At 65.5% G+C, this 12174-nt stretch carries 10 protein-coding genes; 6 read left to right on the forward strand and 4 right to left on the reverse strand.

Annotated features, from left to right (window positions below):
- Positions 1 to 56: 56 nt before the first annotated feature.
- From ACH0AE_RS06430 to ACH0AE_RS06440, 3 genes are read left to right on the forward strand one after another with little or no spacing between them, the layout of a single operon-like run.
- Positions 57 to 1271 (forward strand): tyrosine-type recombinase/integrase, encoded by a 1215-nt coding sequence (locus ACH0AE_RS06430; protein ID WP_284110425.1) that lies wholly within the window; start codon positions 57 to 59, stop codon positions 1269 to 1271.
- Positions 1262 to 3391 carry a tyrosine-type recombinase/integrase gene (locus ACH0AE_RS06435; RefSeq protein ID WP_022674669.1) on the forward strand — a complete coding sequence of 710 codons (2130 nt, stop codon included), beginning with the start codon at positions 1262 to 1264 and terminating at the stop codon, positions 3389 to 3391. The genes ACH0AE_RS06430 and ACH0AE_RS06435 overlap by 10 nt, the downstream gene beginning before the upstream one ends.
- Positions 3388 to 3858: a hypothetical protein gene (locus tag ACH0AE_RS06440; protein ID WP_022674670.1), complete on the forward strand. Its 471-nt coding sequence runs from the start codon at positions 3388 to 3390 to the stop codon at positions 3856 to 3858. Before ACH0AE_RS06435 ends, ACH0AE_RS06440 begins: the two co-directional genes overlap by 4 nt.
- 448 nt (positions 3859 to 4306) lie before the next feature.
- Here the strand turns inward: ACH0AE_RS06440 and ACH0AE_RS06445 are convergent, their stop codons facing one another.
- Positions 4307 to 5518, reverse strand: coding sequence for an acyl-CoA dehydrogenase family protein (locus tag ACH0AE_RS06445; protein ID WP_406875565.1), 1212 nt, complete (start codon positions 5516 to 5518; stop codon positions 4307 to 4309).
- Positions 5518 to 6606 (reverse strand): acyl-CoA dehydrogenase family protein, encoded by a 1089-nt coding sequence (locus ACH0AE_RS06450; RefSeq protein WP_136452219.1) that lies wholly within the window; start codon positions 6604 to 6606, stop codon positions 5518 to 5520. The genes ACH0AE_RS06445 and ACH0AE_RS06450 overlap by 1 nt, the downstream gene beginning before the upstream one ends.
- Before the next feature lie 50 nt (positions 6607 to 6656).
- On the opposite strand from ACH0AE_RS06450, the gene ACH0AE_RS06455 reads away from it, so the two are divergent.
- The 3 genes from ACH0AE_RS06455 to ACH0AE_RS06465 are packed head-to-tail and all read left to right on the forward strand — an operon-like array spanning position 6657 to position 9878.
- Positions 6657 to 7529, forward strand: a complete 873-nt coding sequence (locus ACH0AE_RS06455; RefSeq protein ID WP_406875566.1) for an enoyl-CoA hydratase/isomerase family protein — start codon at positions 6657 to 6659, stop codon at positions 7527 to 7529.
- A gap of 52 nt (positions 7530 to 7581) precedes the next feature.
- Positions 7582 to 8676 carry an acyl-CoA dehydrogenase family protein gene (locus ACH0AE_RS06460; protein WP_406875567.1) on the forward strand — a complete coding sequence of 365 codons (1095 nt, stop codon included), beginning with the start codon at positions 7582 to 7584 and terminating at the stop codon, positions 8674 to 8676.
- Positions 8673 to 9878 (forward strand): acyl-CoA dehydrogenase family protein, encoded by a 1206-nt coding sequence (locus ACH0AE_RS06465; protein WP_136452222.1) that lies wholly within the window; start codon positions 8673 to 8675, stop codon positions 9876 to 9878. The genes ACH0AE_RS06460 and ACH0AE_RS06465 overlap by 4 nt, the downstream gene beginning before the upstream one ends.
- A gap of 67 nt (positions 9879 to 9945) precedes the next feature.
- Here ACH0AE_RS06465 and ACH0AE_RS06470 read toward each other — a convergent pair whose 3' ends face one another.
- Positions 9946 to 11505, reverse strand: coding sequence for an AMP-binding protein (locus ACH0AE_RS06470; RefSeq protein WP_136452223.1), 1560 nt, complete (start codon positions 11503 to 11505; stop codon positions 9946 to 9948).
- The gene (locus ACH0AE_RS06475; protein ID WP_406875568.1) at positions 11502 to 12173 is read right to left on the reverse strand and encodes a hypothetical protein; all 672 of its coding nucleotides are present in this window, start codon (positions 12171 to 12173) and stop codon (positions 11502 to 11504) included. Before ACH0AE_RS06475 ends, ACH0AE_RS06470 begins: the two co-directional genes overlap by 4 nt.
- Between the last annotated feature and the right edge of the window lies 1 nt (position 12174).

Consider the following 12174-nt stretch of genomic DNA (forward strand, 5'->3'; position numbering starts at 1 on the left):
CAGTGTGATTGGGAAAGGCTTGCAGTCACGGCGGTCTTTCAACAGTATCAGCGACCGTGTCCACTTCGTTCGCCACGACGCCCTGGCAGGCAGCGCGTATCGAAATGCCCGGCGGCCGCCGGTCGTGGACGGTATTGGATGATCACGGCGACGTCGTCGAGTGCCTACGTCATTGGATCGTCCATCTCGAGCAGACGCACGCGTCTCCGAACACGATCCGCGCGTATGTTCGCCATGTCGTCGACTTCGCGAACTTCCTCGGCGCCAACGGCGCCGGCATCCATGAAGCCACGGTTGCGCTCTACGACGGCTTCCTTGCCTGGCGGCTTGCCCGGCGAAAGGATGCCTTGCCGAGCCCGCGGCTGATCCTGCTGCGAAAGCAGGAAACGCGGGTTCTGGCGCCATCGACGCGCAACCAGATCCAGCTGGCGATCAAATCGTTCTACCGCTTCTATAACGGCACCGACGACTTCGCGGTCGATACGGCTGAGGTCAGCAAGGTCTATGACGGGCACCGGATCTACAAGCCGTTCCTCGAGCATATCAGCCAGCGTCGCACGACGCGGCGCAAGGACCGCTATCTGTCGGGCGATCCCGGCCGTGTACAGCAGCAGGTGCTCAAGAAGCGCCTGACGCCAAGCGAGGTCCTGCGGCTGATCGAGGCGTGCGGTCTCGCGCGCGACGCGTTCCTGATCGTGCTGCTCTACAATACCGGTCTCAGGATCGGCGAAGCGCTGGGTCTGCGCCATGTCGACATCGACCTCGCTGAAAAGGTCGTCTGGGTCGTTCCGCGCGAAGACAATGCCAATGGCGCCCGCGCCAAATCCGGCCGGACGCGCGGTGTGCCGGTCCACGACTACGTGCTCAACATGTACGTCGACTACCTCACCAGCGACGAATATCTCCCGGCCTTCGAGTCCGGAGCGGAGTACGTCTTCGCCAATGTGAAAGTCGGCATGATCGGGCACGCCATGAGCCTGTCCTATGCCCAAAAGCTCGCGGGCCTGCTCGAGCAGCGCACGCATATCGACTTCAGCTGGCACATGTTCCGCCACAGCCATGCATCCGAAGCGATCGCGGCGGGATACAGCCTGCTCGAAGTGGCCGATCGCCTCGGACATGCCAGCCCGCAGACAACGGCCGCGTTCTACCAGCACCTGTTCGCCTCGGAAATCCGCAGGCTTTACCTCACAGGTCCCGACGAGGTGCATGAAAGGCTTGAGAAACTTCGCGAGGCAGAGCTTCTTAGAAGGGATATGCGATGGGCATGACGCCGCTGGCGCTCGTCGGCGGCACACCGCATGATACCGATCGCTACAGCAACTGGCTCGAAGCTCGGCTCGGGGGACTATCCCCCCTTCTCGTTGAGAATCCTGTCTGGTCAGACGCCATAATGAACGAGGTGTTCGGCCATTCCTGGCTGAGCCAGACATACGCAAGTCTGCCGCTCAGCGCTGCGGTTCCGGTGCTGACCAACGAGATCAAGGCCTACCTCGCGGCATCGGTGCTCGATGATCGCAAGGCCGACACCCAATGGTTCCAGCGCCGGATCCCGGTGATCCGATATCTCGTCGAGGAAGGCGCAAGCCTGCTTCAGCATTTTGGAGCGGGCTGTCTGGCGGACATCCCCCACCCGGGCTTCGGCGCGTCAGATGGCGATACTGCGAAGACGAAATGCCACAACGATGCCGTCCTCGAACTCTACGCCACATGGTACGGCGAACAGTACGGGCGGCGGAGGCAAAGCCAGACCCGCCAATGGATCCGGGACGGCGAGATCGTCACCACCCAGTATCGATCACCGGAAGTGCAGCTGTTCGGTGATATCCATCGCTTCTCGATCATCAATCGGGCGCAGATGGCGCCGATGCATGACCGCGACATCATCTGGATCAACGATCTTTACAGCGAGGAGGACACGCGCTTCCGCGACCGGCAACGCCGAAGCGACACTTATCTGAACTTCCTGTGCTTCGAGCCTTGGCTGCGCCCGTTGATGCGCGGCTTCCTGCTCGACAAGGTCGCACATGGCGAACTTGCGCCGGCGACCCTTGTGGGAATGCAATCGCGCTTGCGAACCTTCGGGCAGTTCCTGCACGGCGAGGGCATCGCCGAGCCCGGGCGAGTCACTGAACTGACGATGGAGCGTTACCTCGCATGGGGAAACGCGCGAAATGCCGCAGGCAAGAACTGGTACACCGACATCGTGCAACTCCTGCGCGCGGCTCCGGTCCTGCTGCCAGGCCAATGGCCGCGGATCGCACTCGACAAGCGCGCCGCACGGCGCATCCGTTACAAGCAGGCACCGGACGACCCGCGGAACCGGCTTTACGCATCACGCGAGGGTGCCAACCGGGCCGCCCCGCCGGAAGCCCTGGCGGCCATGGTGGCCAGGCTCGACGAACTGCCCGCCCCTATCCCGGTAATCTTCATGATCGGCGTCACGACCGGGGCGCGGGCCGAAGACCTGCATGCCCTGCTCTTCGACTGCCTGCGGCCCGATCCGCACGACACGCGCTTCATGCTGTTCACGTTCTGGCAGAACAAGGTCAGCCGCTGGAATACCAAGCCCTTGCTGGTCACCGATCCTGCGCACCAGGCGATGATCAAGCTGATCGAGGCGCAGCGGGATCATGTCCGGCAGCGTTACGGGCGCGTCACCAAATACCTGTTCCCGGTCTTCTCCGGCAAACGGGAGTCGTTCCTCGGCTACAACTGGACCTTGCAGGAACTCAAGATGCTGTGCCTCAGGCATGGAATCGTCGATGGCGAGGGCAAGCCGTTCGACTTCTCGTGGCATCCACTGCGCCACCATCGCGGGACGCAGATGGCGGCCGAAGGCCATGACATCCTCAGCATCATGTTCGAACTGGGCCATGCCTCGCCCGATATGGCGTCGATGTACGTCAACAAGCGTCTCGACCTCAAGAAGAACGCCTTGCTGCGGAAAGGTGGCGGCCAGTTCTTCACGATCGCGGGCAAGGTCGACGAGGCCGTCGGCGATCTCCTGCTGCGCAAGGAAACCATGCTGGCGACGCGGGTCAGTGGCGGCGCCTGTACGCTGCCCGGCCAGCTTGGCGAATGGTGCGAGCACGCCCATGCCTGCCTGACCTGCCGGTTCTTCCGCGCCGATGGCGACGACCTCGAGCACTTCCGCTGCGAGCGCGCCGGACTTTACGTCGCGATCGAAGGCCTCGAACAGGAAGCGCGGGATTACGAGGAAGGCGGTCAGGCCCGCATGGCCGACATCACGCGCAAGCGGCTGCAACGCAACAAGGATGCCGTCCACAACACTGACACCATCATCCGTTCCATCGAGGAGCACGGTCTCTACAAAGGTCAAAAGCAGCGCTACAGGCCGAGCGCTGCTCGGGAGGAAGCGACGCAATGACTGATCTACGGATCGCCACTCTCAACGATGCCCGCAGCCGTCGTAGCGCTGAAAAGCGCGCCGCGGTCGAGGACGCAATCATGCAACTGCGCGAGACCAGGCAGGCTGTGACGTTCGTCTCGGTGGCTCGTGAGGCCAAGGTCAGCCGTCAGTACCTCTACAATAACTTCGCCGATGAAATCGGCGAGGAACGCGTCGAGACCCGTGCAGAAACCGAGGTCATCGACGGCAAGAAGGTCCCGCTGCGAACGCCCGAGGAATACCGGCACATCGAAGCGGCGCTCCGCAACAAGATCGAGCGGCTTGAGACCGAACTGCGGGATGCCCGTGCCGAAAAGGCCAAGGCGGACCGAACGGCGGAACGTGAGCGCGGCAAAGCCGAACACTGGCGTCAGCTCTACACAGCTGTCCTGACGCGCGTGTCCCCTGGACAGTCCCCCGAACCGCTGCCGTCCGCCGAAGACTGAACCGTTCCGCTCCCATCGGGTTACGATCAATCGAGTAGGAAGTGAGCCGCCTACGGCGTCTTGCACTTCCAACTCCCTTGATCGTCCAAATAATTAGCGAAACACAATGGACAGGCATAATGCCATCAAGCCATTGAAACTACACCACAAGACATGACGTGGTGTTGATATATGTAAAATTGCAGGGCTATGCGGCTTTACGCTTATCTACCCGGCAACCGCTGCCGTCGCCCCCCTATCCCCTACGATCGACCCCCGATTGCGCGGGCAACCTCGTCGAACGCCTTTGGTGCAGGCTCAAGGACTGGCGCCGCGTCGCAACCCGCTACGACAAGCTCGCCGCCAATTTCCTCTCAGGCGCACTTATCGCCGCTCTCATCACCTAGTGGTCCGAATTGAGGCCGGAGCCTGGACCATACATGCCATACTGTCGTTCATCGCTCGCCCCTCAAGCAAGCTCCTGAAAGGCGCGATCCTTGTCGAGCCGCATCTCCCCCGGCATCCCCAAGACGCGCTCCGCGATTTGATTGCGCAACACCTCGTCGGCGCCGCCCGCGATCCGCATGACCGTCGACCAGATGTAGTCGTGCTGGATCTCGCTCACCGCCGTGTCGTTCTCCGATGCCGCGATCCCGTCCAGACCACGCAGTTCGATGGCAAGGCCGGTGGTGCGTTGCAGTCGGCCGGCGTAGCTAAGCTTAATCATGCCGGCGAGCGCGCCGGGATTCTCGCCGCGCGACACCATCGTTCGCAGACGTGCCTCGAGATACTTGGCGCCCTGTTCTTCCGCCACTGCCTGTGCCAGCGCACCGCGGACGGCGTCGTTGTCGAGGGCCGTGCCGCGACGCGGATCCGGAGTTGATGCGGCGACATCGATCAGCGGCGCGACCGCCGACTTGTGGCTGCCGCTGCCAAGCCGCTCCCCCATCAGCACGGTCATGCAGCACGCCCAGCCCTCTCCGGGCGCGCCGACGCGATTGGTGTCGGGGATGCGCACGTCGGTGAGGAACGTCTCGTTGAAGTCGCTCGCACCCGAAATCTGGCGGATCGGCCGGATGTCGATCCCGGGCGAGCGCATGTCGACGACGAAGAAGGTCAGGCCCTTGTGCTTGGGCAACGTGGGGTCGGTGCGGACGACCAGAATGCCCCAGTCGCTGCGATGCGCCCAGCTCGACCAGACCTTCTGCCCGTTCACCACCCAGTCGTCCCCGTCGCGCACCGCGCGTGTGCGCAGCGCAGCGAGGTCGGAGCCGGCCGAGGGCTCGGAGAACAACTGGCACCAGGTCAGCTCGCCCTTTAGCGTCGCCTCGATGAAGCGCGCGCGCTGCGCGTCGGTGCCGTGGCGACCGATTACCGGGATCGCCATCCCCAGCCCGATCCCGATATAGGGTCCCTTTGGCAAGGCGTAGCGCGCCTCCTCCTCGGCAAAGATCACCCCTTCGATCACCGATCCGCCGCGCCCGCCGAGCGTCTTGGGAAGGGTCACGCCGGCCCAGCCGCCGTCATAGAGCGCGCGTTGCCACGCTCTGCCTCGTCGTACCTCTTCGGCATCGTCGAGGGGGACGCCCTCGGGAACCACATGCGTCGGCGCATGCGCGGCGAGCCAGTCGCGCGCCTGCGCGCGGAAGGCGGCTTCTGCCGGAGTGTCGTTGAAGTCCATTATGCCGCCCTCGCCTGCGATCCGGGCTGCGCGGCGATGAGCCGGTCGGCCCAATAGTCGCGCTGACCCACGTTGACCGCGAGCAATCGCTCGCGCCGATAGAAGAAGTGGCAGTTCGCCTCGAAGGTGTACCCGATCCCGCCGTGCACCTGCAGGTTCTCGCGCGCCGCCGCCTCGAAGGCGGCGAGCGCGGTCAGCCGTGCGGCGGCGGCGGCGGCGGGCAGGTCGTCGGGTGCCTCGGCGGCTGCCCAGGCGGCATAATAAGCGTTCGATCGGGCAAGCTCGATCGCGACTGCGATGTCGGCCAGTTTGTGCTTGATCGCCTGATAGCTGGCGAGCGGACGGCCGAAGATCATGCGCTCCATCGCATAATCACGCGCCATGGTCAGGCAGGTCGTAGCGCCGCCGACCGCCTCGAAGGCCGCCTGCACCGCCGCGCGGTCGAGCAGATCTGCGAGATCGATCGTCGCCGGGAGCGGGTCGGCCTCGGCCCGGTCGAACGTCAGCCGGTAATGCGGCCGCAGCTGATCGAAGCTGTCCAGCCGTTGCCGCGTGACGCCAGCCTGGTCCAGCCGCACGATCGCCAGCGCGCCGTCACATGCCACGATGGCGATGTCCGCCACGCCGGCATCGGCGACCGGCGTTTTCGTGCCGGAGACCCGCCCGTCTGCGAGACCCGTCTTCGTTCCGATGACCGGGCCCGGCCCCTCCGCGCCGGCGAAGCAGGCTACCGCTTGTCCGCTCGCGAGCCGGGGAAGCCATTGCGCCTTTTGCTCCGCGCTACCTGCGAGCTGGATCGCGTTGGCAGCCAGGACGATCGACGAGAAGAAGGGCACCGCGACATTGGCGCTCCCGAGCGCTTCGGATACGACGCCGAGATCGAGCTCCGAAAGCCCGAGCCCGCCGTGCGCCTCCGGCACCGCCGCACCGAGGAACCCCATTTCGGCCAGAGCGCGCCATAACTCGTCGTCCCACTCGGCTTTGGCATCAATCAGGGTGCGCAGGCGATCGAACGGCGAATGCTCCGCCAGCACGCTCCGCGCGGTGTCGGCCAGCATCTTCTGCTCGTCCGAAAGATCGAAGTTCACGCGCGGTCTCTCCAGTTGACTTTTATGACTTGGTTATACAGGCAATGCCCGTGGCCGGGGTAGGCGTCAATGCCGCACTTGCCGATCCGGGCATGCATCAGCATGCTGCCACAGGGGAGAGCGACGTGGAATACAAGACGATCCTGGTCGACGTCAGCGATCATGTCGCCACGATCACCATCAACCGCCCAGAGGCGATGAACAGCTTCGACCGGACGATGGTGGAGGAATTCGCGGCTGTCTGGCGGCGGATCGCCGACGATGCGTCGATCCATTGCAGCGTCCTGCGCGCCGCCCCCGGTAGGGCCTTTTCGACCGGGGTGGACGTCAAGGCCGCTGCGCAGCCGGGCGGATCGGTAATCGCCGACGACGTATGGAACGCGGAAGATCCGGGGCAGCGGCTCGGCCCCAAGTCGATGCGCTGCTGGAAGCCGGTGGTCTGCGCGATCCACGGCATGGCGGCGGGTGGCGCGTTCTATTGGATCAACGAGAGCGATATCGTGATCTGCTCGGACGATGCGACCTTCTTCGATCCACATGTCACCTATGGCATGACAGCGGCGCTCGAACCAATCGGGATGACGTACCGCATGCCGTTGCAGGATGTGCTGCGCATGGCGCTTCTCGGCAACGACGAACGGGTGTCGGCGCAGACGGCACTGCGCATCGGCATCGTGTCCGAAGTGGTCGCCCCCGATGCGCTGTGGCCGCGCGCGCAGGAGCTGGCGACGATCATCGCCGCCAAGCCGCCCGCCGCGACCGCAGGCTCCGTCAAGGCGATCTGGGAATCGCTCGATCTCCCGCGCTCGGTCGCGCTCGCGCAGGGCTTGAAATATTGTCAGGTCGGCAATCCCATCGGCGTGCCGCAGGTCGATCGCGCCGCGTTGATGGCCGACAAGGCGAAGCGTTACACCCTGCGCTAACCCACTTGCCCTATATCACCTGGTTAGATAGGTGAGCGCTAGGGAGAGAGTGATGTCGTTGCTGTACGATGACGGTCAACTGGCGATCGCAAGCGAGTCGCGCCGGGTGCTCGAAGCGAAGGTGTCGCTGGAGGCGCAATTGCTGCTTCTGGAGACGCAAGGCGCATATGATACGGCGTTCTGGGCCATCGCACGCGAGCAGGGCTGGACCGCGCTCGCCATGCCAGAACGACATGGCGGCATCGACCTGGGGTTGGTCGAGCTTGGCTTGGTCGCACTCCAGGCGGGACGATCGTTGAGCGGCGCGCCGTTCGTCACCACCTCCTACGGCGCTGCCGCGGCGCTGCTGACGCACGACCATGACCCCGCCATCGCGGAATGGCTGCGACGGCTGGCGAGCGGCGCGGCGATCGGCGCGGTCGCCTTCGCCGAGCGCGGCGCAACGCTGCCTCTGTCGTCCGCCGTCCGTTTTTCGGGTGGCCGACTGTCCGGAACGAAGCCCGCCGTGTGCGCCGGGCTGCACGCCGATCTCGCTGTGGTGCTCGCCTGCGGCGATCATGGCCCGGCGCTCGTGCTGGCGCCGCTCGAAGGCGTCACGCGCGAAGCCTTCGACACATTCGACAACAGCCGCGGTACGGCGCACCTGCTGTTTGCCGATACGCCCGCAACCTCGCTGGCCCATGGCGACGCTGCCATCGCAACGGCGATGAAGGTGCTCGCCGAACAGGCCGTGATCGTCGCCCACGAACAGACCGGCGGTGCCGAGCGGCTGATGGAACTCGCGCGCGACCATGCCAACACGCGGCACGCCTTTGGTTCGCCGATCGGCGCATTCCAGTCGGTCAAGCACCGCATCGCCGAACTATACGGGCTGGTCGAACTCGCCCGCGCTAGTGCGCTGCACGCTGCCACCCGGGTCGGGCAGGCGGACTTCCTGAAGGCCGCCGCCGCGGCGCGTATCTCGGCGACCGAAGCCTATGACACCGCCGCGCGCGACTGCATCCAGATCCACGGCGGCATCGGTGTCACGTGGGAGGGCGCCCTGCACCTCCACATGCGCCGCGCACGGTCGCTGGCGATCGAACAGGGCAATTCGCTCTTCTGGGAGGACGTTCTGGTGAACGAGATGACGAAGGCAGCCGCATGACCGATCTCGATCGATATCGCGACCGCGCCCGCGCCTGGCTCGCGTCGGTCGCGCCGGAGTTCGGTAAGGCGGCGCGGCGCGGGCTGAGCGAGGCGGAGGACCTAGCGCTCGGTCGCCGCTACCAACGCGAGAAATATGAGGCGGGCTACGCCGGGATCAACTGGCCGGTCGAGATGGGCGGACAGGGGCTGACGCATATCGAGAAGGTAGCGTTCGACACCGAGGAGATGCCGTTCGGCATGCCGGTCGGCTATTTCGGCATCTCGCTCGGCATGCCCGTGCCGATCCTGCAGCGGTTCGGCAGCGACAAGGCGTTCGCGCGCGAACGCACGATCGCGGCGCTGCGCGGCGACGAGATCTGGTGCCAGCTGTTCTCCGAGCCGGCGGGAGGATCGGATCTCGCGGGTCTGCGCCTGCGTGCGGAGCAGGACGGCAACGGCTGGAAGCTCAACGGGCAGAAGCTGTGGACGAGCTGGGCGCAATATAGCGACTATGGCGTGATCGTCGCCCGGACCGACCCTACCGTCCCCAAGCACAAGGGGCTGACCTATTTCTGGGTCGACATGAAGACGCCGGGCGTCACCGTCCGGCCGATCAAGCTGGCAGGGGGCGACAGCCACGTCAACGAAGTGTTCTTCGATGATGTGCGGATCGACGACAGGCATCGCATGAGCCCCGTCGGCGGCGGTTTCGCGGTGGCAATGGCGACGCTGATGATCGAGCGTTACGTCGCGACCGACTCGGCCGGCTTCGGCCCGCACCTCGATCTGTTCGTCGAACTCGCGCGATCGGTGTCGCTTAACGGCCGCCCGGCGATCGAGGACGGCCGCGTCCGATCGACCATCGCCCGAAACTATGCGATGCGCTCGGCGCTCGACGCGATTACCGCGCGTGCGATGCTGATGATGCAGGCGGGGATGGAACCCGGGCCGGAGGGATCGCTCAACAAGCTGGTCTCGGTGCGTTCGCGCCAGCGCCTGTCCGAAATGGCGATCGACCTTCAGGGTGCCACGGGCTTCGCCTATGACGATCACGCGCTGGTAAAGGAAGATTGGACCGCCAGCTGGATCAACGCGCCGACCGGTCGCATCGCCGGTGGTGCCGACGAGATGTTGCTGAACACGATCGCCGAACGCATCCTAGGCCTGCCGCAGGATCATCGCCCGGACAAGGGCGTCCCGTTCAATCAGATCCCGGCCTGAGAGGCCGGTTCGGATCCGCCGGCCGGCGGCAGACGCAGCGTGAGGGGTGCAGCGAAAGGGGCGCGGCTCAGCCCACCTTCGGATAGCCGCCCCCGCCATACGCCGCGTCCACCGCCGCGCGATCGACGAAACCGGCGGCAGTGCGCGGGAGCGTATCGGCGAACTCGACGATCTTGGGCTTTTTGTAGCTTGCCATCCGCTCGCGACAATGCGCGATGAACGACTCCGGCGGGTGCGCCGCCTCGGGCTTGCGCACGATGATCGCCTTGATGTTCTGGTCCCAGGTGGGATCCGGCACGCCGATCACGCAGACGTCGGCAACCCCCTCGTGCGTACGCAGGCAGTTCTCCACCTCGGCCGGATAGACGTTCTCGATCCCCGTCTTGATCATCGTCGTCTTCGGCCCGACGAACACGAGGCTGCCGTCCGGCGCACGTCGCCCGAGATCGTTGGTGCGGTGCCAACCGTTGACGACGCGCCGCGCATTCTCCTCCGGCCGGTTCCAGTATCCGCACATCACCAGCGGCCCGCGCGCCATGATCTCGCCCGTCTCACCGGGGGCAACTTCCACGCCCGCATCGTCGGCGATCATGAACTGGATGAAGGGGATCGATCGCCCGGCTCCGGTGCCGCCCATCCAGAGCACCGACGAGAGCCCGCCGATCTCGGTCTGGCCATAGCCGCCCATCCGCTTCATCGATGGCGCCTGCGCCGGCATGACGAGCGGGATGCGGTAATCGGACATCTGCGGATCCGCGAAGAGCGATGACACGTCGTATCGGCCATCGGCGTTGGCCGCCCGCATCTGCGCGATCGTCGGTGGCGCGATGAAGGCGTGCGTGATGCGGTTCGCCTGGATGCTTTCGAGCAGCTCGACCGGATCCACGCGCGCGACAAAGACATTGCGCCCGCCTGCCAAAAACGTTCCAAGGGTGCCCATCATCACCCCGACGTGGAACATCGGCCCGGAAACGAGATACGCGCTCTCCTCGTCGATCGCCTGCGCCATCATGCCCTGCCAGGCCATGATGATGAGCGATTCGTGGCTGAGCAGCGCTGCGCCCGGGCGGCCGGAGAAGCCGGCGGTATAGACGGCGAGCAGCGGCGTGGATGTCTCCACCGGGTCGAAGTCGGCCGCCGGATCGGCGGTTGCCATCAGCGCTTCATATTCATCCTCGCCGGGGCAACCATCGTGGCAGATCCAGTTGCCGTTCGGGCTGCTCCAGCCGGCGCGCGCGGCGCGCATGTTGGTGCCGACCTCGGCTTCCTGCCAGAACACGACGGTGGGATCGAAATCGTCGAGCGCGAAGGCGATCTCCTCGACCGACCAGCGCCAGTTGGCGGGGCAGAAGATTGCGCCGACCCGCGCGGACGCGAGCAGCGCCTCGATCACGCGGAAACTGTTCTGGCCCAGCCACAACACGCGGTCGCCACGCTTCACGCCCTTGGCGCGCAGCACGCCGGCCAGCCGGTTCACCCGCTCGTGGAACTCCGCGAAGGTGAAGGTGTGATCGCCGTCGATCACCGCCGGCATCGCCGGACGGCTGCGCGCCTGTTCGTGCAGCAGATCACCCAGACCATAGGGATGAACCGCGGCATAGGGGGCGAGTGCCGGATGCTGCTTCATGCCTTCACTCCCAACGTTATGGTGAGATCGCGCGATCCGCAGGCGCACGGCATCGTCGAGACACGCCCCTCGACCCCGGTGTCGACGCCGTCGAGCGGGGTGATGCGCGGCATGCGCGAGGACAGCTTCAGCGTGTCGCCGGCGGCGAGCGCCCAGTCGCGCGAGGCAAAGTGCAGCCCGCCCTCCCCACAGTCGAACGCGATCGCCGGACCCAGCACGACGATCCGCCGCAGGTCGATGCCCGCGACGCGCGACAGACCCTCATGCGCGTCGGGGCGCGCCCATACGGTGCGACCGCCGAAGACGCGCTCCGGATCGTGGCCGAACATCTTGAGGCCTTCCAGCGTCGCTTGCGTGACACCGAAGACGCCGACCGGCGCGAACTGGCGACAGATCGATTCGACCCGCCCGGCATCGAACATGCTCGCCTCGGCATTCGTGCCGTAATGCCCGGTGATCTGGATCGCCTTCTCGAACGCGGCGAATTGCGCCACCTCGCCGACGGACGAGACCGTCAGGATGACGCTGCCGGGCGCGAAGGAAAAGGACTGCAGCACGCGCGCCATGCCGACCGCCTGCCGCTCCAGTTCGTCGTAGCGTGCCGGGAAAAACTCGGCCTTTCCGGCCACGTGATAGCAGCCGACGACGTCGGCGCGCGGATCGGTCATC

Origin of the sequence: Sphingomonas sp. 179-A 2A2 NHS, from assembly GCF_045371305.1 — a bacterium.
In the GTDB taxonomy this organism is placed as follows: Bacteria; Pseudomonadota; Alphaproteobacteria; order Sphingomonadales; family Sphingomonadaceae; genus Sphingomonas.

Coding starts and splice junctions, on each gene's coding strand:
- ACH0AE_RS06470 (WP_136452223.1), bottom strand. CDS start 11,505: ATGAAGCAGCATCCGGCACTCGCCCCCTATGCCGCGGTTCATCCCTAT.
- ACH0AE_RS06440 (WP_022674670.1), top strand. CDS start 3,388: ATGACTGATCTACGGATCGCCACTCTCAACGATGCCCGCAGCCGTCGT.
- ACH0AE_RS06460 (WP_406875567.1), top strand. CDS start 7,582: ATGTCGTTGCTGTACGATGACGGTCAACTGGCGATCGCAAGCGAGTCG.
- ACH0AE_RS06475 (WP_406875568.1), bottom strand. CDS start 12,173: ATGACCGATCCGCGCGCCGACGTCGTCGGCTGCTATCACGTGGCCGGA.
- ACH0AE_RS06465 (WP_136452222.1), top strand. CDS start 8,673: ATGACCGATCTCGATCGATATCGCGACCGCGCCCGCGCCTGGCTCGCG.
- ACH0AE_RS06435 (WP_022674669.1), top strand. CDS start 1,262: ATGGGCATGACGCCGCTGGCGCTCGTCGGCGGCACACCGCATGATACC.
- ACH0AE_RS06445 (WP_406875565.1), bottom strand. CDS start 5,518: ATGGACTTCAACGACACTCCGGCAGAAGCCGCCTTCCGCGCGCAGGCG.